We start from the raw sequence: 18,747 nt of genomic DNA, 5'->3' as shown, positions 1-18,747 counted from the left end.
TAAAGGGGGCATAAATTAAGACTAGGGTTTTATAATTCACCCTAATTGGAATTAAATCAAAGCGAGAGGGGCAAAATAATGCGTTTAAGAGGCATTTGGGATTTTGTAGCTTTCATTTTTTAACCACTTTTAGGTTCTGCTTAATCCGCCATTCTTTCGTTTGGTTGACCGACCGCATGACCTCACGGAATAATCAAGTCCGTGGCAGTTGGTTAGGCTGCTGTAATTAAGCGTGTATTTGCTCCCAATTTGTAATAATAGTTCCGTAGATGTCGTTTTTTCAATCTCGGGGTTGATATTAATAATATAAATATTTTTTTAATTCACTGTTTTTTTAAAATCTTTCTTAGATTACGATGCTTATAAACTAATTTTTGAATTGTATCATAAGTTAAATTACTAATTTGCAAAAACTTATAAAGATGTTTCAAAGCAATTTGATTTAAATTTTTGTTAGATTCACAAAAATTATATTTATGAAAAGGATCATATAAAAAAACATTAAAATACCAAATATCTTGTTGTTTAATAAAATAACCAATAACTCGTTGACATTTATCAATACTTATTTTAAAAATATTTTGTTCAGAAAGAAGATCTTTAATATCGTTTGTTAAATTACAAAATTTTTTTATTTTACTTAAAGGTTCTTTTAACAATTTACAATGTTTGGTTTTTTTAATTTCATCAAACGTTTTGTTATTAAAAAATTTTAAAAGTTTATTTTTTAATTTATCAAAATCTAAACAAAAACATTTGTTAACAAAATATATCATTTGGATTTTTTCAATATTTTCTTGAATTGCTTTGATTTTTATCATAATTTAAATTGCATTGCCCTTTTTAGAATAATATTTTAAAATAACTTCATTCGTAATAGAATTTAAATTCCAATCTTTTGAGATAAAACAATTACACCATGGTGATAGATCTTTATGAGTTAATTTAACTAAAAAACTTGAAGTTCGGCTTCCATATCGCTTTAATATATGATTTATTATTTTTTTTGTTCAGAAGTAAAACAATCTTCTTTAAAATTTTCTTTTATTTGATCACTTTTTTGAAATCCAGAAGTATAAGATAAAGTTTTTAAATATAACTTTGGGGAAACAGGACCATACTCCCATGCTTCGAAATCATTAGGAAATAATTCTTTTTTATAATCTACATAATACTTACAATAAACTAAAAAAACCAACTTTTGAAGTTTCATTTTAGTATAATCACTTTTATTTTGATAATTAATAATATATTGTGCTACATCTAGGATATCAATTTGAATTTGTTTTTGCATTGCTTGCCCCTTTTTATAATAATTTTGCATATTGGTATTATAACACAATTGTTTAATTAACCCTAATTCTTTTTTTAATTTATTAAGTTGCTTCAATAGTTTTTTAATTTGATATTTCATTTCATTCTCCTTACTTTATTTTTTGATGAACTTTTTTTGTTGTAATCATTTTTTGGGTATTAAATAAAAAAAGGTTCCTCTTAAAGGAACCTTTTTATGGTATTAAATGTGTTTGGTGTTTTTTAAAAATAGTTTTATTCAATTACAAAATATAATTATAATGTTTGTTGTAAAAATTAATCTTAATGGGTGTGTGTTTAATTTATTAGATCGATGAGTTAAAAAATACAATTTTGTTTTATTTTTTTTAAAAATTCTTGAAAACGATGGATATTGAATAAAACATTGGTTTCCGTTAAGGTTTTTTCCAACAAAGATGTGTTTTTTTTCAAACCTGGACCTTCTATCACATAAATAAATTGAATATTTTTAAATTTATTGATAGTTTTACTAAATTCTACCAAACGTTTTAATTCGCTATTAATTTTGGAGCCTGAAGTGTTAAAAAAACTACATTCTAAAAGATAATTTATATTATTATGTTTAATTGATGTTTCTACTTCTTCTTGAATAAAATTAAATTTTTCACAAAATTTTTTAATTTTATTTAAAGTTTTTTTATCTTTAATATTGAAATTTTCCAAATTTTGTTTTAATTGTTCTTTATATTTTGTTTTATAATTTATATCTTTTTCATAAATGCTATCCTCATTTATATTATTACAACAATCAATAAAAGCCTTTGTTAAAATATTTCTAGCTAAATGAAAATCTAACCTACGTCTACGTTGATTATCTTTGTTATTTCCTTTGAATGGAGACAACAAAACATCCTTAGTTTGTGTTCTAAATATATTTAAAATTTGATTTGCGTTAATAATTATTTTTTCAATTTTTGAATCATCTAAATATTTAAATTCTTCACTGTTAACTATAGTAATCGCACGAGACGAAGTTTTTATATTTGAAATATTATATTTTAATTTATTTTTATGAATGAATTTAATTTTTTTTTCAGGATTTGTGGAATCTACACCCAACAACGCAATAAATCCATTAACATCGTTAAATCGTAATTTTTTTAAAAACTCACTTTTTTCTTTAACAAAAATTTTTAATTTTTTTAATTCTTGTAAAGAACCAATTTTATCGTCATTTTTATAAATAATTTGTTTTTCTAATTTGGTGCCATTAAAACAAACAATACAAATAGGTACGGTAGTATCTTCAAAAGGATTGGGTTCAATGATAATAATTCTGTTAACATTGGTTTTATCAAATTTTGAATTAATAAAAGTTTCTGGGACAATTGCAAAACCTGGTTGATTTGTGGATATCATCTTACTTAAAGCTAATAAATAAAGATCATCAAAATTAGATGTTTTAAAATAGTCTTTATAAGTTTGTGTATATTTTTTACGATAACAACTATTCTTTGCTAAATACGGAGGATTTGTTGATATAAAATATTTATGTTTTTTTTTCATAAGGTATATTTTTTAAAGAATCATTCATTTTATATTTAACAAATTTCTTATCAATGTCATACCCTATAAAATTTAAATTATTAATTTTATTTTTAAAATAATATTTTAAAAAATTTAAAATATCCCCTTCGCCAGCGAAGGGATCTAAGATAATATGATTTTCTTTTAAATTATCAAAAATAAATTCTTCTAATGGTTTTGTGAACCAATTTTGTTTTTTAGTAAAAAATTGACCGAATTGAATTTTATTTTTCATTTTTTTACCCTTCTTTCTTCTTAAATATTGCATCATAGTTTGGTTCATTTTTAACTTATAACTCCTTATTTTTATTTATCCCTCAGTTGGTGTGATTTCATAGAGGGAGTTTAGTTTAGAAATAATTTAATTTTTGCATCATTAACCCCAATTATCTTAATATTTTTTTTGATTTTAACAAAAAACCCCCAAAATGAAAAAAGACCTTCGTTATAAGGTCTTAATACCAATTAATATATATCCATTGATGTTTCTTGGGTGGTGGTATAGTATCTAAATGATGGTTATATGTGCGAGCGCATTCATTGCCGTCAATATACCAATTATCAAAGAAAAATCCCCCAACATATTTATAATAATGGGTGTTACCATTTTCATCATAAATGGTTCGGGAAAAACGTCCAAATTTATTTCGGACTTCGTCGCCTGTATAATAATTGCCAGATATAATGCAACATTGCTTTAACCAATTAATATATTCAGAACTATAATTATTGAAAATACGTTCTTTGGCTTTTTCATCTTTACAAGAAATAATAAATTTTTCCTTTTTGGTTTCAAAAATATTTTGAAATTGGAGAAGTTCACACGATATAGTCTCTTTTCTATTTGGAGATGTTGACAATACCACTTTCATGCTACCAGTTTGGCGTATAAATTCACCTTCATAATCAAATAAATTATTATCTCTTTTCCATGTTCGAATGGCTTGGTAAGGATCAATAGCATCAGGTAATTCGATGCTTTTAATTCTTTTTTGGGTGTTAAAAGTGAAAAGATAAACATTTTTAGCACCATTTGATAATTTCAGCAAATCTTCAATGGTATAAGTTAGTTGGGGGAGGAGGCGGATTCCATCATCGAAATATACAGCCTCAATTTTAAAACCATACCAATCATCTGATGGCAAAGGTGCTACCAAACCCGTATCAGGGGTTATGTTATAACAACCTAATTTAATTAGTTTGGGTTGGTTGATAATTTGGTTTTTGATTAAGTAATTATTAATCGCTTCTTCTTTACTTTGGTCAACAAAGAGATTGATGTTGATTAATTCCACATTGACCTTTTCTTCCTGAGTTTTTTGTTGAGCATCCCAAAATACGAAAGCTTCTTCGATAGCGATTTCGTATTTTAAGAGATCTTCTAAAGTGTATTTATTATCAAAAGAAGGATATTTAATATTAAAGGGATTAGAGCGGGGTTTAAAATAGACATCCATGAGTCCTTCTGGCGGATCTTTTAGGAACCACCAGAAGTAACCTTCGGCATAATCATTGTAGGCAGGTTCTGGTAAATCACGTTCATCAAATTCAATGTTGAAATATTTTAGGATTTCAGGGATACTTTTTTTGGATAAAACGCTGATATCATACCTTTTCATTTTAGGTTGGAAGGTTAACCATTCTTGTTGGAGGGTTTGGTAATCTGCTAATTTAATTTTGGTTTCGTTTTGATTATGAAAAAAAGAAGAATGAGCATTGATGGAAAGGACAAAATTGAAATTAATAATTAATAACATAATTATTAATTTTTTAGATACAGGGAATTTTAATTACTTTAGACATTATTTAATAACCTCCTAATTCTTTTTTAATTATTCTTGCCTGACAAATGGTAAAAAGGGATAAAAAAAAGACTCTTGTTTAAAGAAGTCTTGTTATTTGGATGAGTAAGTATGGTTAAATAAAAAAACCCCTTTTGGAAAGGGGTTTTTTATAAAAAAGATAATTTTTATGTTGATAATATTTTTAGTTATTTTCATCATTTAAATTGTTTAAAAGGTTTTTATAAGTTTTTAATTGTTCTTTTTGATTATCAATTAATTGTTTGTAATTTTCTTTTAATTTTAAGAGATTTTCTTTTTGATTATCAGTGATACTTCCTTGTAATTCTTTATCTATGTTTGTTATTTTGGTTGCATTATCATAAATTTTCTGTTTTAAATTAATTATGTTTTCTTCAATAGTAAAGTTCTGATTAACAGGTTGCCTGCTACTAGTTTCTGGAAGTTTTGGATCCGTTGCCATAACTGGATTAATATTGATGAAAGCGAATAATCCTAAAAAACTCATTAAAAATAATGGTAAAAGATGTAATTTATTTTTTATTTGCATCATTTTAACTTATAACTCCTTATTTATTTATTTATTCTTCTAATTGCTTTTTTTTTGCAAAATTATTATTTATAATATTTATTTAATTGAAAAAAATTGTTTATCTAAGTCATGGAATTTAACGCGTTTTTCTTCTTCTTGTTTTAATAAATCTTGTGGATTTTGTCTCATGTTTATTGAGGTTATAATTTTTTTTCTAATTTCTTTTAATTCATAAATTAATTTTCCTTGTTGTTCAGTAATTTGAATTAACGAACCTAATTTCATGGATAATGAAAATAATATTTGATAGGATTCTGGATTTATATTTTTATTCATATTTTGAATCTTTAAAACTACATTTTTCCATGTTCCAGCGAGTTGCCAATTTCGTTCATTAATAAAAACTGATTGCGTTTCTAAAAAAAAATCACAAGAATTATTTAAAATGTAATTATTATTTTGCGATGAAGAACTATTATCATCCATTGCCATGACTTGATGATTGTTAGTAATTAAAAATAATCCTAAAAAACGAATAAAACTATTTTAAATAAAAGTAAATGTTTTTTAATTTAAACATTAATTCATAACTCCTTTAATTTTTTTATTTCTCAGCTGAGGTGATGTCGTAAAGTTTTTGAAGGTCGGTGATTGTTTGGTTTTGATAATCTTTTTGAGATTTATCATAATTGTGTTTTATTGAATATTTTAGTTTGAATTGAGATAACACAAAAGACTCTCTTTATGAGAGTCTATTAAAATTTTAGTTTTCTTCTGGAATTGTATTTAAATCTAATTTTCGTTTTTTATTGTTATTATTTGTTTGTTGTTGGTTTATGTTAAAAGATAAGAAATTTTCTATTTCTTTTATGGAAGCATTTTTTAAATGAGGGTATTTTTGTTTTAGTTGTTTGATATTTTCTTGACTTTTTTTTACTAATTTAAAAAAATTATTAATTTCTTGATCGCTCGGTTCATCATTTAAAATTTGTTTTCCTTTGTTGTTTTCCATTGCCATGACTTGATGATTGTTAGCAATTAAAAATAATCCCAAAACCAAAAACAAAACTATTTTAAATAAAAGTAAATGTTTTTTTAATTTAAACATTAATTCATAACTCCTTTAATTTTTTTATTTCTCAGCTGAGGCGATGTCGTAAAGTTTTTGAAGGTCGGTGATTGTTTGGTTTTGATAATCTTTTTGAGATTTATCATAATTGTGTTTTATTGAATATTTTAGTTTGAATTGAGATAACACAAAAGACTCTCTTTATGAGAGTCTATTAAAATTTTAGTTTTCTTCTGGAATTGTATTTAAATCTAATTTTCGTTTTTTATTGTTATTATTTGTTTGTTGTTGGTTTATGTTAAAAGATAAGAAATTTTCTATTTCTTTTATGGAAGCATTTTTTAAATGAGGGTATTTTTGTTTTAGTTGTTTGATATTTTCTTGACTTTTTTTTACTAATTTAAAAAAATTATTAATTTCTTGATCGCTCGGTTCATCATTTAAAATTTGTTTTCCTTTGTTGTTTTCCATTGCCATGACTTGATGATTGTTAGCAATTAAAAATAATCCCAAAACCAAAAACAAAACTATTTTAAATAAAAGTAAATGTTTTTTTAATTTAAACATTAATTCATAACTCCTTTAATTTTTTTATTTCTCAGTTGAGGTGATATTATAGAGGGATTTAAGGGAGGAGATGGTTTGTTTTTGATCATCTTTTTGAGATTTATCATAATCTCGTTGTAATGAATCTCTTAGTTTTATAGCGTTAGATAGCATATCTTCATACTTTTTTTGGGCGGCTTCTAATTTGCCGATTTCAATTTTAACTTGTCTAATTTGTTTGATTATTTCAATTTCTTCGTCTTGTAATTTAGATATTTCAGCTTGTAATTTATCAATTTCAGGATTATTATAAATTGATATTCCTTGAGTTTGCAGTTGTGATTTTTTATTTTGTAATTGTGATTTTACTTGATTGATTTCTTGTACTTTGTCATCGTGTTTTTTTTGTAAATTAGTTTGTTGAGTTTTTAATGAAGGAAATTTATCTTTAATTTCTTTAATTTCGTGATTATAATTATCACATTTTTGTTGGTATTCATCGATGTTTTTTTGATCTTTTTTTATAAATCCTAAAATTTGTTCCCAAGATTTTCTAATTTTATCAATTTCTATTTTTTCTTCTTGGGAAAGATTATTTGGTAATAAAGATTTGTCATCAGTTTCTGAAAGAACATAAGCTTCAACTTGGTTGAAATGAGATTGAGTTGTTTTAAATTTAAGTTTTGGAGGTTCGGTTTCGCGTTGGGGTCTTGAAGGTGTTGATTGATTAAATTCATGTTTTAATGATGGTGATTTTCCTAATTCTCGTTCTTTTTTAATATCGTTAGTTCTTTGGTAAAGACAAATTAATAATAACAATCCAAGAAGTGAAATAATCGCGATAGTTACTAAACATTTTTTAAAAAAATTATTATTCATAAATTTCATTTCCTTTCCGATAATAGTGATTATTATCAAATATTGAAATATGAATATATCACTATTATACAATTTTATATATTAAATGTCCAATAAAAAAGTTATTAGGTTAAATTTAATGATTATTAATTAGTAATTGGTTGACAAAATTTAGCATATCGTTTTTCTTTTTGTTTTTCTTCGTAGCGTTTTTGAGCGCGAGCGTAACTAGGATTTTTTTGTTTTAATTCTTCTTTTGCGGTTTCGATTTCTTCGTTTTTTTGTTCTAGTTGTTGTTTTAAATTAACGTGTTTTTTAAATAAATTTTCTGGATTCGAAACTTCTTTTAGTTTGTTTGTTAAATCTTCGGTTATGGTTGTGTATTCTTTGATTACAGATTCGTCTTGTTGTTTAAATTCAGTTAATTGGTTTTTCTCTGTTTGTATTTCTTTCTTTAAATTTACAGTTTCTTGACGAGTTTCATATTCTTCTTTTTTCTTTTTATAGTCTTTGTAATCGGCATCAAGTTTGTCTTTATCTCGGTCAATACGCGAACAAATAGAGTCATAAGTTTCTTTTGACATCATTTTAGGTGTTCCATCTTCATTAACAAATAGGTCTTTGGCTAAATTAATTACTCGATGAGTTTCGTGAATTATTAATCCTGCTTTTGCTATGCCTCCAGCTACTTTTTTAGTTATACCACCGCCAGTTGCTGTTAGCGCGATACGTCCTCCAAAGGCATCTAAATAAAGTTCTGCACCTTGAAAAAGCGCGTCTCGAAGGTTGCCAAAACTAAATTCGTGTTTTTTATCCCAGTCATCAAGAGCAGTTTTGGCTGTTTCTGCACCTTGGCGTAAAATTTCTAATTGTTTTCTTTCTATTTCGATAGTTGCTGTTTTGACATCGATTTCATCAATGTTTTTTTGAATTTCAGCTCTACGATCCTCCTCGTTTTTGATTTTAGTGAAAAGTTGTTGTTCGCCTGATGTTAATTCATTAAAATCGCGTTGTATTGACTCTTTTAGTTTGATAGCGTTAGATAGCATATCTTCATACTTTTTTTGGGCGGCTTCTAATTTGCCGATTTCAATTTTAACTTGTCTAATTTGTTTGATTATTTCAATTTCTTCGTCTTGTAATTTAGATATTTCAGCTTGTAATCTTATTTTGTCATCGGGGGATGCTAATTTTTCTTCTTCTTGTTTTTGTTTAATTTCTTTTTCTTTGGCTTCTTTGTCTTGTTCTAATTGTAAAAGTTTACCTTTTAGGATAGCGATATTACCTGTATTATCTTTTAATTGTTCTTTTAGTTCTTTAATTTTTCCTTCGTTTTTATCTAAGGCTTCTTTTATTTTTTCTTTTTGCTCTTGGGTTATTTCTTTGGCTTTATATAATTCTTTTAATTCGGTTTCAACTTTGTTTAATTCTTTTTCCCAGTCGCCTTTAAGGCCGTGATAATTATTAATTGTTTCATCGTATTTGTCAATTGCTTTATCGATTTGGTCGATTAATTGATTGGCGTATTTACTTGATGGTTCTTTTGGTTGATGGAAAAAACAAAAATAAATGAAACCTAATATTGTTATAAAAATTAAAAATATTAGTAAATAACCTTTCCAGGTTAGAGGTTGTTTTGTTGTAGTATTTTCGAGGTTTTTTGTGGTTGTTTTAGTATTTTGATATTGATTAATTTTTCTTTTAATAAAGAAAAAAGAACCAACAAGTGTAGGAACTATTAAAATCCAAGGTAAATACGATTTAAAGGTAAAATAATTTTTAATTAAATCTAATGGTGTTAACATATAATTAACACCTCCTTTCTTTTGGTTTTTTGTTTTTAGTTATTTATTATTTTTCTTTATGTTTGTTTTGTAAAAATAAGCCACTTTTTAAAGTGGCTGTAGTTTATTATGTTCCTGTAGGTGGTGAATTTATTGGTTTGTTTAGGTTTGTGATATTTTCTTCGATTTGGTCTAATATATCACTATTTTGAGGAACAATCATTTGATAAGCTTGTTTTAGATCATCTTTGTTAACAGACTCTCTTTTATTTTCTTTCGTTCCTCTATTTCGTGCGAAAATACTTACTGTTGTTTTTAGTATGTTTTCTAAGGTTCGATTAGCTTTTAAGAATTGTTGATTGTATGGCGTTCTTTCCAAGGCTTCATTGATAACTGTAAATAAATATTGTTTAGCTTCGTCGCTATAAGGGTTTTTGCGTTTTTCAATTAAAAATTCTAAGAATTGTTTTCTTTCTTCTTTATTTCCTGGTTTTACTTCAATGTTGTAAGTAAAACGTGATTTAATTGCTTCGTCAATTTGTTCTTCGTGATTTGTTGCACCAATAATAAAAATTGGTTTATCAGGGTCGTTTTCAAATGATGTCATTTCAGTTTTGAATTGATTTACTACATTAGCGATTTCGGATCCTGTTTCTAATGAACTTAAATCAGTAAAAATAGTTTCACATTCATCTAAAAAGATAATGGCACCATTGTTTTTTTCAGCTTCTTCTCTAGCTGCTTCAAATAAATCTTTAACCATTTGTGGAGCTAAGCCTTTATATTTTTGTGAAAATAAAGAGCTACTTACTTCAAAGAATGGGAGATTGGTTTCTTTAGCTAAAGCTCTCGCAAGAGTAGTTTTCCCTGTTCCTGGAACTCCGTATAACAAGATACCTAATGGAGGTTCCACGTCACCAATACCTTGGTAGTTTTCAGGGTTTTTTAAATAATCAATAAATCCTTGAACTGCTTTTAATTCTTCTTTAAACCCAATTAATTTGTCAAAACCTATAAATTTTTGAGAGTCAGCAGGTTGAAAAACAACTCCTTCTGCTTTTAATTGTTTTGGGTTTGTTGAAGAATTATTATCAATTTCTTCAGTTTGTTCTTTCTTTTTGGTTTCTGCTTGTTGTAATTCTTGCTTTAATATATTTTTTTGTTCTTCACTTAAAGTTTGGGTGGCTTCTAATTTTTTTTTAAAAGAAATAATTTGTTTTTCGGTTTGACTTAAAGTTTGGTGATGAATCCAGACATAAGTTGCTAACCAAAATAAAAGAAACAAAATGATGATTGTCATTGCTTTTAAGAAAAGTGGTTGGGTGGAAGTTTGTTTTTTGTTTTTCATAATTTATTTCCTTTCTAAAATAAGACTAAGTTTTCTTAACTTAGTCTTATTTTTTTATTTAAGCTAAATTTGTAATTTTGTTTTTTAGAGTGGTGCCACTACCGCTAAATGTGTTTCCATTTTTATCCACTAATTCATAGTCAAGAACTAAGGTTAATTGTGGATTTGTTGCTTGAACAAAGTCGTTTTGTTCTAATTTAATTTGAATATTGATATTGCATTTGCCATCATTATCGATAACCATTTGTTTGCGATTGGTGTCATCATAGAGTGTGTTATTATTTTTAACTTCTAAGTTAAAGAGTGGTTCAGGATTTAAAAAAGTGTTATGAGTGTCATATTTTGGAGTTATTTTTAGATATAAAGGAACACTAATGTCAAATCCATTTGTTTTCAAAATGGCTTGATGATTGATAGTCACTGTGTGATGAAATTTATTTGGATTTAAATTAGGCATAGGCAAAGGGATAAGGGTTTTATCTTCATTATTACCGCTTACTCTATTTACTTCAAATAAAGGGGCATCATTTTTACTCATTAATTTAATGTTTTCTTGTCTTTGGCGTGAGAAATAATTATTAAGAGCCACGCAAGAACTAATTGCAAAACAAGAACAAATTAAAATTGTCAGGACAATTATAATTTTGTTATTTTGATTTTGGTTTGTTTTTTTCATGATTATTTACCTCCTAAGGTTGATTTAATGATATCAATTAAATTATTTATACCTGTGGTTAACCAAGGGATTTGTTTTTGGTAATAAATAACGTTGACATGTAAAATAAAATATAAAACGATAGTTAAAAATTGAAATGTTTTTAATAAATTGACTTTGTTGTTATTGGAAGTTGTTTGAGTTGGTTGTTTTTCTGGGGTGGTTGGTACTTTTACTACCATTGTTTTGCTTGGTGGACTTGATTTTGAATTTATTACTTTTTTATTTTTTAATTCGGTTGATTTTTTATTTGTTTTTTTGGTTTTTATTATTTTTTTGATCATGTTTTTTCTCCTTTGTATTAATTATTTATTTCTTTGTTACTTTCTAAATTGTTTTTTTCTTTTGATTCGTTATTTGGATTTGGAATAATTGAAAATGATTTTTTGGGTTTACTTTCTTTTTGTGTTTCATTTTTTTGATTGATTTCTGGCAATGGTACAAAATTAAAAAATATTTTTTTAATGATAAACATTAAAGAAGTTGTAAATAGAGCGCCAACGATAAATCCAATAGAGAAATTTAGATCATTCATTTTCATCCTCCTTGTTTATAATTGAATTGGTGTTTTTTTGATTTAAGTTGTTTTTTCTTCTTTTTTTCTCTTTCCAATTAGCAACTTTGACTTTTTGTACTTTTATTTGGGATTGGAGTTTTTCTTGGGTTTCATTGATTTTATCTATTTTTTGTAATAATTTTTGCTCTAAATATTCTTGTCTGGCATTTTGGATTTCTAAGTTTTGTAGTTTTTTGTTGGGGAAAAAGATAGCCAAAATTATATCTTTGATGAAAATTAAAGTGTTTGTAATTAATTTAAAAATAGGTTTGAACCCAGAAACAATAAGAATAGTGAAAATTGTTGTTTGGATTCCATCCATTCTTCGTTCAAGTATTTCGGTAGTGCTAAATCCTTTGGTATAATTTAATATAAAATTGCTAATTATTGTAAATATTGAAAAAATCCACATATTTTTTTACCTTTCTTAATAATTTTTAAGAATTTTTCTTTGTTTTTTAAACGATTTCTTTTTGTTTTTAAAAGTTTTATTGGGGTGGTCTAAATTAAGCCATTTGCCTTTGGGTTGGCGGTATTTGTTGATTTTTTTCTTGGTTATTGGTTTGCTACAGTCTTTGAAATAAGTCCCACGGTATGCTTCTGTCATTCCATCACTCATGTTTTTATCTCCTTTTTATTCTAATTTAAGGGTTTTGACTTTATCTTTGAGGTTTTTTGATGATTTGAAAGTTACCACAGTTTTTGAAGGGATTTTGATTTCCTTACCTGTTTGGGGGTTTCGTCCCACGCGTGCATTGCGGGATTTGAGGACGAATTTACCAAGTTGGGGTGATAAAACTACCTCTTCGTTGGATGTGATTGATTTAATTAAGGTATTTTCAAATGAATTGTAAAATTCTTCGGTTTTTGCAACTGAAGTTTTTAGTTGCTTTGCAACTTCTTTGATTAATTCTTTCTTAGTCATTGTTTTGTTGTCTCCTTATTATTTAATTTTTTAATTATTTTCTTTCTTTTAATAATTTTTGATAATAATTTCTTGTAACCCTCCTTTTCGGGTTAAAAAATGATTAGTAGTGGTTTTAATTGTTTGAATATTAAAATCCTCAAACAATTTAATTATTTTTGGTGAATTAAAATTAGTATACAACCACTTTACATTGCGATGATGCGCACTTTTTAGTGTTTTATAAAGCCTTATATGGTCGTCAAATGTAAAAGGGTGTTGGTAAAAAACTTTATTTTTAATACCTTCGTGGTAATAAGGAGGATCAACGAAAATAAAATCATTGCTTTGGCTTGGGTGATGACGCTTCCAAAATCATCATTTAACAATTTTAAATTTTTAACATTAGTTTTTATTCTTTGTAATTCTAACAAATCAATAATAGGTTTTTGGTATCGCGATCTAAACCCGTATGATAAATGAATGGTTCCATCAGAACGATATCTGTGGATGCTCCGAAAGGAATATTTTAATAAAGTATAAAAAAGGGCACTTTTGGAAACACCAAAATTACTTTTATTAAATCTATCTACGAAAAGTTTAAATGATTCTTTTTGCGTCTTTTGATCTTTATTTATATATATTGTATCTTCAAATTTACACACACAATTACAAAACAATTCTGATTTGGCTAACATATTTTGCCAAAGTTCTATTAAATTAATATCATTATCATTCAAAATTGCTTTTGTAGGTTTAAGAGTTTGAAATAATACTCCACTCCCAAGGAAGGGTTCATAATAATTATTGTAATTTGTGGGAATGTTATTTAATAGTTGAGGCAACATTTTCTTTTTACAACCTATCCAGTTAATTTTCATTTTTTAAACTCCTTTAACCAAATATATATTAAAAAAACAATATCAGAAACAAGGCTTATTGCAGTGTTTGCTTTAATTCCTAAATTGAAATCAAAAAATAAAGTCATTAAATTTGTTATTATAAAACCTAAATATGTTAAAGACAATATTATTAAAATATTTTTTGGTTTTAAAATCATTTTAATTATTCTCCTTTTTGTTTATAATATTTTTTTATTAATTAAAGTTTTAATTATTTGGGTTAAATTATCTTTTTGTGAGTTGGTTGCATTAATTAAAAAATACTTGCAATTTTGGTGTTTACAATTTACATCATTACAGTATTTATGTTGATTTAAATAATTTTGACGAACATTTTCAAAATAAATTAGTGGTTTTTGTTCGATTAAGTCTAATTTATGATGGGGGATTGATTGTTTTCGGTGTAATCCAATTTGGGGGTCAATATCTAGATAGAAAGTTAAATGAGGTTTGAGTAAATATTTATTAATAATTTTTGATGTTATTTCATCATCATCTATGGAATTACTATTGCTTTGATAAGCTAAAGTAGAATCATACCAACGGTCAACTATAACAAGATGGCCACTAAGTAGATTAGGTATTATTAATTCATCTTGGGTTTGCATCATGTTGGAAAAACTAAGAAAATATTTAGTTTTTGTACTTGTTTTTTTTGGTATAAAAACAAATTTCTTATTTCGTTTCCAATAGAACTACTTCCTAAACCTTGGTAAACTTTTACTTTTTGTCCTTTATTAATTAAAGATTTTTTTAATTTATTAATCAAAGTAGTTTTGCCACTTCCATCTAGCCCTTCAAAAACTATTAATTTATTCCACATTTAAATTATTTCCTTTCGTATTTTTGATTAAATTAATATCTTTAAAAGATATAAATTGTCTTTGGAATAAGGTATTTACAAAGATATTAGCTTTTTGAGAAAAACAATCAATTACTTGATCAATTCCTTGGACTTTGCCGTTTTTAATTTTATTGTTGAGCCTTTGGGATTCGATAGCATCATTTGTTAATAAGTAATATTCAAAACGCGTATCGAGTTTTTTAGTTGTTGAGCTTCGATGATAGCTTGTTTGTAACGTTCACGGAGGCAAGTTTTAAAATTAAAGGCAACAATTCGTTTGTTTTGGGTAAACAATACTAAATCAAATTTGATATCAGGAATAAAAAATAAATATGTTTGGGGATATTGTTTGGTGATTCCACGATGTCGAAAATAAATTAAAATTAGATATTCGTTAATTTTACCACGCAGTACTTTTTGCTTTTGGAAAGTTGATTTGGTAATTTGAAAATAATGATTTAAACTTTGATGATTTAATTGCATATATCGATTAAAAGGGTATTTAAAGTAATTATCAGGTTTAATGTGGGATAAAATATTTTTTGAAATTAACATTAATTTTCCTCGATTCTTTGGATTTCTTTATCAAAATTAAAATTGCATTGTCCTAATTTACCTGCCCTATTTTTAGCAACAATAAATTGGGTAAAATCTTCTACATTATTTGCAAATGGATCTTTTTCATAATAACTTTCGCGATGCAAAAACATAACCATATCGGCGTCTTGTTCAATTGAACCTGAATCTCTTAAATCTGAAAGATTAGGGAGTTTAGATTCTCTCATTAAAGTTGCGCGGTTCATTTGGCTTAAAGCAATAATAGGAATTTGTAATTCCATCGCTAACTTTTTCAATTCACGAGTAATAATCCCAATTGCTTGATTTAGATTGAGGATTTGATCGCCTCTTAAAAGGTGTAGATAATCAATGAAAACTATATCAAGTCCTTGGTGAAATTTTAATTGACGGCATTTTCTTTTAACTTCTTCTATTTTGGTATTTCTGTCATCATCAATTAAAATATTCAATTCAGTTAAACTTTCTTCTGTTTGCAATAATTGTAACTTTTCTTCACGAGTTAATTGTTGTTGTTCCATTTTTTTTGATACTAATCTGAGATTCACAACTAATTAAACGTTTGATTAATTCTTCAGATGTCATTTCTAAACTAAAAATCAAAATATTATGTTTTTTAGGAATATTTTGAAAAACTTTAGCAATATTGACAGCCAAATTTAACATAAAAGCAGTTTTTCCCATTCCTGTTCTTGCGGCTAAAATATTTAATTGTCCTGGTTTAAAACCTCCAATTAAATCATCTATATTATTAAATCCTGTTTTAACTCCAACTAAATTATTTTTATTGTGGTTTTCCAAAATGTCTTTGATTACTTTAGAAACACAACTTTTTAAATCTTTAAACTTGGGAGTGAGTTTTTTTCTTAATTTTGCAGTATTTGTTTCTATTAATTCTAAAATCTCTTGTGGAGCTATTTTGCTTCTTGCAATTTGGGATAATTTAGCAATAATACCGCCAATTTCTCTTTTTAAAGATGTTTCTTTAATTAAATCAATGTATGTTTCTAAGTGCCGAGGAGAAGGCATCAAATCAGATAATTCATTTAAATAATTAATTCCTCCTATTTGTTTTAATAATTTTTCATTTTCTAAAATAGCACTTACTGAAGAATAATCAATTTCTTTATTATTTTGATGTAATATTTTCATGGCTTTAAAAATATTTTTATGATGAGGATTGTAAAAGTCAGTTTCTGTAATTTCATTAAAAACTAAAGAAATTGTTTCGGGGTTTAAAAGTAAAACCCCCAACAAAGCACGTTCTGCTTCAATCATCTTTCTAACTCCTTTTTTTAATTTGGGTATAAAAAATACCCCTTAAAAAAGGGGTTTAGTTTCTATATTGATTAAAAAGTTTGTACCATTTTAATTGTACCGTCAGAATTGTATAAGGTATACTTGGTTCTATTCTCTATTTGGGGGTCGTACTCGATGATGGAGTCAATTGTTTTACCATCTTTTTTGTAAGCGATATACTTGATTTCATTACCTGTTTGGGGGTTGTATTCGGTGATGTAGCTGATTTTACCGTTAGAATAGTATAAGGTCTTCTTGATTAAGTTCCTAGTTTTGGAATCGTACTCGGTGATGGAGTAGATTGTTTTACCGTCATAACTGTATATGGTATCTTTGGTTCTATTCTCTGTTTGGGGTCGTACTCGATGATGCGGTCAATTGTACCGTCTGGGTTGTACCAGGTTGTTTTAATAAAATTCCATGTATCAGAGGCATGTTCATGAATACCACAAATTTTTTTACCATCAACATTATAATAAGTAGTTGTATTTTTTTGATAATTCATATTATTTATTTCCTTTTTATTATTTTTTTTAATTTATTAATTGCTTTGCTTTTGGTGGTTTCTACTTGCCTTGAAGATAAATGCAACATTTTGCCTATATTTTTGTTGGAATACTCAATTTGAGGGTATTGGTTTTGGTTTTTTAAAGGAATCCCAAAACTTAATCTAATAATTTCAAATTCTTGTTTATTTAAAATGGATTTGATTTTTTGAATAAACAATTCGTGATTAACTTGGTTTAACCAAATTTGATGAGGGGTTAGATTGTTGATATTAATAGTTTGAGGTTGCGTTTCTTCAAAAGGAATATTACTTACTTGTTTTTCTTTCCGAAAAACATGTATGGAAGTAGAAGTAGCTTGTAGACCTCTAATAAGTTCTGTGATTCCACCTTTAATTGTTGGGGTAGCATAGACAATAAAATCACATCCTAAATCTTGGTAATTATTTAAAGCTTTGATTAGACCTAAAATTCCTTCTTGGTATAAATCTTCTCTTTGAAGTGCTTTAGGGAAATATTTAAATTGTTTAACTATTTTTTTTACTAATGGTAAATGCATTTCGATTAATTGATCGCGAATTGTTAAATTGTTTTTACTTTTTGAAAAATCTTTAAATAATTTTTGTCTTAACATTTTATTCCTTTCTAAAAATATTTTTAGAAAAGATAAGAAATTTTTTTAGTCTTGAAAAGAAAAAAAGACTAACTTAATAGTTAGTCTTAAAAAATTTTTAAAAAGTAAAAAGTTGTCCAAAGTTTTGGAACACCTCAACATCATTATCGTTTGCTTTAGATAAAATATCACTAAAATGATTTTTTAAATTTTCACTTTTCACTTTATGAAAATGATTTTTATTATTAAAAACATCAGAAAAATTCTTGTGTGAAATGTGATAATTTAGAGGAAATAAAACCTCTTCAAATAAGTTTTTAATTTTCATTTTCTTAAAATAAGATAATATAGTCAATTCTTTATCAAAAGAATAAATAAATTTTTTGCCGCCAAACCTATCAACCATTTTATTTTTGAATCCTATTTAAATTGTTTTTAAAATATTTATAAATAATTTCATCTGAAATAACATTTTCATCCCAACTACCACCGCTATTATAACCCAGCTGCCATGGTAATTCTTGATGAGTTAAATCTGATAATTCATTGCCAGTTGCACTACCATACAATTCAATAATACTATCAATAACATTTTTCCAATCAACCGAAGTATTTATTTTTTTAATGTTTCCTTTTGGGGATAGCTTATTAATAGGTAAATAAGTAAATTCTTTAAATTCTTTATATAATTCAGGTAAAACTGGACCATACACCCAAGCTCTAAAAGAATCTTTAAAACTATCAAGTGAACCACATTTTACTAAATATTTAGCATAAGCATAATAAATCATTTTGTGTAATTTCATATGAGTGGTTTTATGTGGATTGTTTTCAATAATATAATTTGCCACATCAAAAACATTGATTTGGTTTTTGTTTTTCATAATCTCAACTCCTTTATTTTTTTATTTGTATAATAATAAGTTATAATATATATATCAATTATATCATATTTAGCATCCTTCTATATTTTAAATTTTATAATATTTATTTGTAAATATTGTATTAATTAAATTATTATATAATATGAT

Annotated in this window: 27 protein-coding genes and 3 pseudogenes; all 30 read right to left on the bottom strand. The window is 26.1% G+C overall.

The features are described 5' to 3' along the window. Positions 1 to 323: 323 nt before the first annotated feature. Complete coding sequence (locus tag HGD80_RS01180; RefSeq protein WP_219475232.1) at positions 324 to 821, bottom strand: hypothetical protein; 498 nt, start codon at positions 819 to 821, stop codon at positions 324 to 326. A gap of 176 nt (positions 822 to 997) precedes the next feature. Then, positions 998 to 1,414, bottom strand: coding sequence for a Panacea domain-containing protein (locus tag HGD80_RS01175; protein WP_219475229.1), 417 nt, complete (start codon positions 1,412 to 1,414; stop codon positions 998 to 1,000). A gap of 218 nt (positions 1,415 to 1,632) precedes the next feature. Continuing rightward, positions 1,633 to 2,841, bottom strand: a complete 1,209-nt coding sequence (locus HGD80_RS01170) for a DpnII family type II restriction endonuclease (RefSeq protein WP_219475227.1) — start codon at positions 2,839 to 2,841, stop codon at positions 1,633 to 1,635. After that, complete coding sequence (locus tag HGD80_RS01165) at positions 2,825 to 3,145, bottom strand: hypothetical protein (RefSeq protein ID WP_219475226.1); 321 nt, start codon at positions 3,143 to 3,145, stop codon at positions 2,825 to 2,827. Before HGD80_RS01165 ends, HGD80_RS01170 begins: the two co-directional genes overlap by 17 nt. Before the next feature lie 172 nt (positions 3,146 to 3,317). Then, a complete protein-coding gene (locus HGD80_RS01160; RefSeq protein WP_219475224.1) occupies positions 3,318 to 4,619 on the bottom strand; it encodes a hypothetical protein in 1,302 nt (433 codons plus the stop codon). Positions 4,620 to 4,848: 229 nt separating this feature from the next. Beyond that, on the bottom strand, positions 4,849 to 5,217 hold the full coding sequence (locus HGD80_RS01155; RefSeq protein ID WP_121463809.1) for an SVM family protein: 369 nt from the start codon (positions 5,215 to 5,217) through the stop codon (positions 4,849 to 4,851). Between the two features lie 75 nt (positions 5,218 to 5,292). Next, entirely contained in the window at positions 5,293 to 5,682 is a 390-nt protein-coding gene (locus tag HGD80_RS01150) for a hypothetical protein (protein WP_264081094.1), read from the bottom strand. 118 nt (positions 5,683 to 5,800) lie between these two features. Continuing rightward, entirely contained in the window at positions 5,801 to 5,926 is a 126-nt protein-coding gene (locus tag HGD80_RS05345; protein ID WP_264081093.1) for a hypothetical protein, read from the bottom strand. A 33-nt stretch (positions 5,927 to 5,959) separates the two neighbouring features. After that, positions 5,960 to 6,304, bottom strand: a complete 345-nt coding sequence (locus tag HGD80_RS01145; protein WP_219475223.1) for an SVM family protein — start codon at positions 6,302 to 6,304, stop codon at positions 5,960 to 5,962. A gap of 24 nt (positions 6,305 to 6,328) precedes the next feature. Beyond that, the gene (locus HGD80_RS05340) at positions 6,329 to 6,454 is read right to left on the bottom strand and encodes a hypothetical protein (protein WP_264081092.1); all 126 of its coding nucleotides are present in this window, start codon (positions 6,452 to 6,454) and stop codon (positions 6,329 to 6,331) included. Positions 6,455 to 6,487: 33 nt separating this feature from the next. After that, the gene (locus tag HGD80_RS01140) at positions 6,488 to 6,832 is read right to left on the bottom strand and encodes an SVM family protein (RefSeq protein ID WP_219475223.1); all 345 of its coding nucleotides are present in this window, start codon (positions 6,830 to 6,832) and stop codon (positions 6,488 to 6,490) included. A gap of 24 nt (positions 6,833 to 6,856) precedes the next feature. Next, positions 6,857 to 7,690: a coiled-coil domain-containing protein gene (locus tag HGD80_RS01135; RefSeq protein WP_219475221.1), complete on the bottom strand. Its 834-nt coding sequence runs from the start codon at positions 7,688 to 7,690 to the stop codon at positions 6,857 to 6,859. 125 nt (positions 7,691 to 7,815) lie between these two features. After that, positions 7,816 to 9,474, bottom strand: a complete 1,659-nt coding sequence (locus HGD80_RS01130) for a DNA double-strand break repair protein Rad50 (protein ID WP_219475220.1) — start codon at positions 9,472 to 9,474, stop codon at positions 7,816 to 7,818. Positions 9,475 to 9,580: 106 nt separating this feature from the next. Further along, positions 9,581 to 10,801: an AAA family ATPase gene (locus HGD80_RS01125; protein ID WP_219475218.1), complete on the bottom strand. Its 1,221-nt coding sequence runs from the start codon at positions 10,799 to 10,801 to the stop codon at positions 9,581 to 9,583. A gap of 58 nt (positions 10,802 to 10,859) precedes the next feature. Continuing rightward, a complete protein-coding gene (locus HGD80_RS01120) occupies positions 10,860 to 11,477 on the bottom strand; it encodes a hypothetical protein (RefSeq protein ID WP_225904398.1) in 618 nt (205 codons plus the stop codon). 2 nt (positions 11,478 to 11,479) lie between these two features. After that, entirely contained in the window at positions 11,480 to 11,800 is a 321-nt protein-coding gene (locus HGD80_RS01115) for a hypothetical protein (protein ID WP_219475216.1), read from the bottom strand. A gap of 17 nt (positions 11,801 to 11,817) precedes the next feature. Beyond that, positions 11,818 to 12,051, bottom strand: a complete 234-nt coding sequence (locus HGD80_RS01110) for a hypothetical protein (RefSeq protein ID WP_219475215.1) — start codon at positions 12,049 to 12,051, stop codon at positions 11,818 to 11,820. Further along, positions 12,044 to 12,484, bottom strand: coding sequence for a hypothetical protein (locus tag HGD80_RS01105; RefSeq protein WP_219475213.1), 441 nt, complete (start codon positions 12,482 to 12,484; stop codon positions 12,044 to 12,046). Before HGD80_RS01105 ends, HGD80_RS01110 begins: the two co-directional genes overlap by 8 nt. Positions 12,485 to 12,499: 15 nt before the next feature. After that, positions 12,500 to 12,691, bottom strand: a complete 192-nt coding sequence (locus tag HGD80_RS01100) for a hypothetical protein (RefSeq protein ID WP_219475211.1) — start codon at positions 12,689 to 12,691, stop codon at positions 12,500 to 12,502. A 15-nt stretch (positions 12,692 to 12,706) separates the two neighbouring features. Continuing rightward, entirely contained in the window at positions 12,707 to 12,997 is a 291-nt protein-coding gene (locus HGD80_RS01095; RefSeq protein WP_219475210.1) for an HU family DNA-binding protein, read from the bottom strand. 48 nt (positions 12,998 to 13,045) lie between these two features. Next, positions 13,046 to 13,824: pseudogene (locus HGD80_RS01090) on the bottom strand (DNA adenine methylase). 233 nt (positions 13,825 to 14,057) lie between these two features. After that, positions 14,058 to 14,701, bottom strand: a pseudogene (gene tmk / locus HGD80_RS01085) (dTMP kinase). Continuing rightward, a pseudogene (locus tag HGD80_RS01080) lies at positions 14,691 to 15,277 on the bottom strand (hypothetical protein). Before HGD80_RS01080 ends, tmk begins: the two co-directional pseudogenes overlap by 11 nt. Then, entirely contained in the window at positions 15,277 to 15,819 is a 543-nt protein-coding gene (locus HGD80_RS05590) for a DnaB-like helicase C-terminal domain-containing protein (protein ID WP_318839885.1), read from the bottom strand. The pseudogene HGD80_RS01080 and the gene HGD80_RS05590 overlap by 1 nt, the downstream one beginning before the upstream one ends. Beyond that, positions 15,794 to 16,576, bottom strand: coding sequence for a replicative DNA helicase (locus HGD80_RS05585; protein WP_318839884.1), 783 nt, complete (start codon positions 16,574 to 16,576; stop codon positions 15,794 to 15,796). The genes HGD80_RS05590 and HGD80_RS05585 overlap by 26 nt, the downstream gene beginning before the upstream one ends. Positions 16,577 to 16,647: 71 nt before the next feature. Beyond that, a complete protein-coding gene (locus tag HGD80_RS05335; RefSeq protein WP_264081103.1) occupies positions 16,648 to 16,923 on the bottom strand; it encodes a DUF2963 domain-containing protein in 276 nt (91 codons plus the stop codon). Continuing rightward, a complete protein-coding gene (locus tag HGD80_RS05330) occupies positions 16,857 to 17,102 on the bottom strand; it encodes a DUF2963 domain-containing protein (RefSeq protein WP_264081091.1) in 246 nt (81 codons plus the stop codon). The genes HGD80_RS05335 and HGD80_RS05330 overlap by 67 nt, the downstream gene beginning before the upstream one ends. A 5-nt stretch (positions 17,103 to 17,107) precedes the next feature. Continuing rightward, positions 17,108 to 17,737: a sigma-70 family RNA polymerase sigma factor gene (locus tag HGD80_RS01065; protein ID WP_219475208.1), complete on the bottom strand. Its 630-nt coding sequence runs from the start codon at positions 17,735 to 17,737 to the stop codon at positions 17,108 to 17,110. Between the two features lie 97 nt (positions 17,738 to 17,834). Further along, positions 17,835 to 18,122 (bottom strand): hypothetical protein, encoded by a 288-nt coding sequence (locus HGD80_RS01060; RefSeq protein WP_219475205.1) that lies wholly within the window; start codon positions 18,120 to 18,122, stop codon positions 17,835 to 17,837. Position 18,123: 1 nt separating this feature from the next. Then, the gene (locus tag HGD80_RS01055; RefSeq protein ID WP_219475203.1) at positions 18,124 to 18,600 is read right to left on the bottom strand and encodes a Panacea domain-containing protein; all 477 of its coding nucleotides are present in this window, start codon (positions 18,598 to 18,600) and stop codon (positions 18,124 to 18,126) included. Between the last annotated feature and the right edge of the window lie 147 nt (positions 18,601 to 18,747).

This window comes from Paulownia witches'-broom phytoplasma (assembly GCF_019396865.1).
GTDB classification, from domain to species: Bacteria; Bacillota_I; Bacilli_A; order Acholeplasmatales; family Acholeplasmataceae; genus Phytoplasma; species Phytoplasma asteris.
This window is presented reverse-complemented; position numbering and strand designations above follow the sequence as displayed.

Bases quoted from the DNA above. Each gene is read 5' to 3' on its own strand.
- HGD80_RS01175 (WP_219475229.1), bottom strand. From the start codon at position 1,414: ATGAAATATCAAATTAAAAAACTATTGAAGCAACTTAATAAATTAAAA.
- HGD80_RS01170 (WP_219475227.1), bottom strand. From the start codon at position 2,841: ATGAAAAAAAAACATAAATATTTTATATCAACAAATCCTCCGTATTTA.
- HGD80_RS01055 (WP_219475203.1), bottom strand. From the start codon at position 18,600: ATGAAAAACAAAAACCAAATCAATGTTTTTGATGTGGCAAATTATATT.
- HGD80_RS01130 (WP_219475220.1), bottom strand. From the start codon at position 9,474: ATGTTAACACCATTAGATTTAATTAAAAATTATTTTACCTTTAAATCG.
- HGD80_RS01165 (WP_219475226.1), bottom strand. From the start codon at position 3,145: ATGAACCAAACTATGATGCAATATTTAAGAAGAAAGAAGGGTAAAAAA.
- HGD80_RS05590 (WP_318839885.1), bottom strand. From the start codon at position 15,819: ATGGAACAACAACAATTAACTCGTGAAGAAAAGTTACAATTATTGCAA.
- HGD80_RS01140 (WP_219475223.1), bottom strand. From the start codon at position 6,832: ATGTTTAAATTAAAAAAACATTTACTTTTATTTAAAATAGTTTTGTTT.
- HGD80_RS01060 (WP_219475205.1), bottom strand. From the start codon at position 18,122: ATGGTTGATAGGTTTGGCGGCAAAAAATTTATTTATTCTTTTGATAAA.
- HGD80_RS01110 (WP_219475215.1), bottom strand. From the start codon at position 12,051: ATGAATGATCTAAATTTCTCTATTGGATTTATCGTTGGCGCTCTATTT.
- HGD80_RS01100 (WP_219475211.1), bottom strand. From the start codon at position 12,691: ATGAGTGATGGAATGACAGAAGCATACCGTGGGACTTATTTCAAAGAC.
- HGD80_RS01115 (WP_219475216.1), bottom strand. From the start codon at position 11,800: ATGATCAAAAAAATAATAAAAACCAAAAAAACAAATAAAAAATCAACC.
- HGD80_RS01105 (WP_219475213.1), bottom strand. From the start codon at position 12,484: ATGTGGATTTTTTCAATATTTACAATAATTAGCAATTTTATATTAAAT.
- HGD80_RS05330 (WP_264081091.1), bottom strand. From the start codon at position 17,102: ATGAATTATCAAAAAAATACAACTACTTATTATAATGTTGATGGTAAA.
- HGD80_RS01065 (WP_219475208.1), bottom strand. From the start codon at position 17,737: ATGTTAAGACAAAAATTATTTAAAGATTTTTCAAAAAGTAAAAACAAT.
- HGD80_RS01120 (WP_225904398.1), bottom strand. From the start codon at position 11,477: ATGAAAAAAACAAACCAAAATCAAAATAACAAAATTATAATTGTCCTG.
- HGD80_RS05585 (WP_318839884.1), bottom strand. From the start codon at position 16,576: ATGATTGAAGCAGAACGTGCTTTGTTGGGGGTTTTACTTTTAAACCCC.
- HGD80_RS01155 (WP_121463809.1), bottom strand. From the start codon at position 5,217: ATGATGCAAATAAAAAATAAATTACATCTTTTACCATTATTTTTAATG.
- HGD80_RS01150 (WP_264081094.1), bottom strand. From the start codon at position 5,682: ATGGATGATAATAGTTCTTCATCGCAAAATAATAATTACATTTTAAAT.
- HGD80_RS01145 (WP_219475223.1), bottom strand. From the start codon at position 6,304: ATGTTTAAATTAAAAAAACATTTACTTTTATTTAAAATAGTTTTGTTT.
- HGD80_RS01095 (WP_219475210.1), bottom strand. From the start codon at position 12,997: ATGACTAAGAAAGAATTAATCAAAGAAGTTGCAAAGCAACTAAAAACT.
- HGD80_RS01180 (WP_219475232.1), bottom strand. From the start codon at position 821: ATGATAAAAATCAAAGCAATTCAAGAAAATATTGAAAAAATCCAAATG.
- HGD80_RS01125 (WP_219475218.1), bottom strand. From the start codon at position 10,801: ATGAAAAACAAAAAACAAACTTCCACCCAACCACTTTTCTTAAAAGCA.
- HGD80_RS01135 (WP_219475221.1), bottom strand. From the start codon at position 7,690: ATGAATAATAATTTTTTTAAAAAATGTTTAGTAACTATCGCGATTATT.
- HGD80_RS01160 (WP_219475224.1), bottom strand. From the start codon at position 4,619: ATGTTATTAATTATTAATTTCAATTTTGTCCTTTCCATCAATGCTCAT.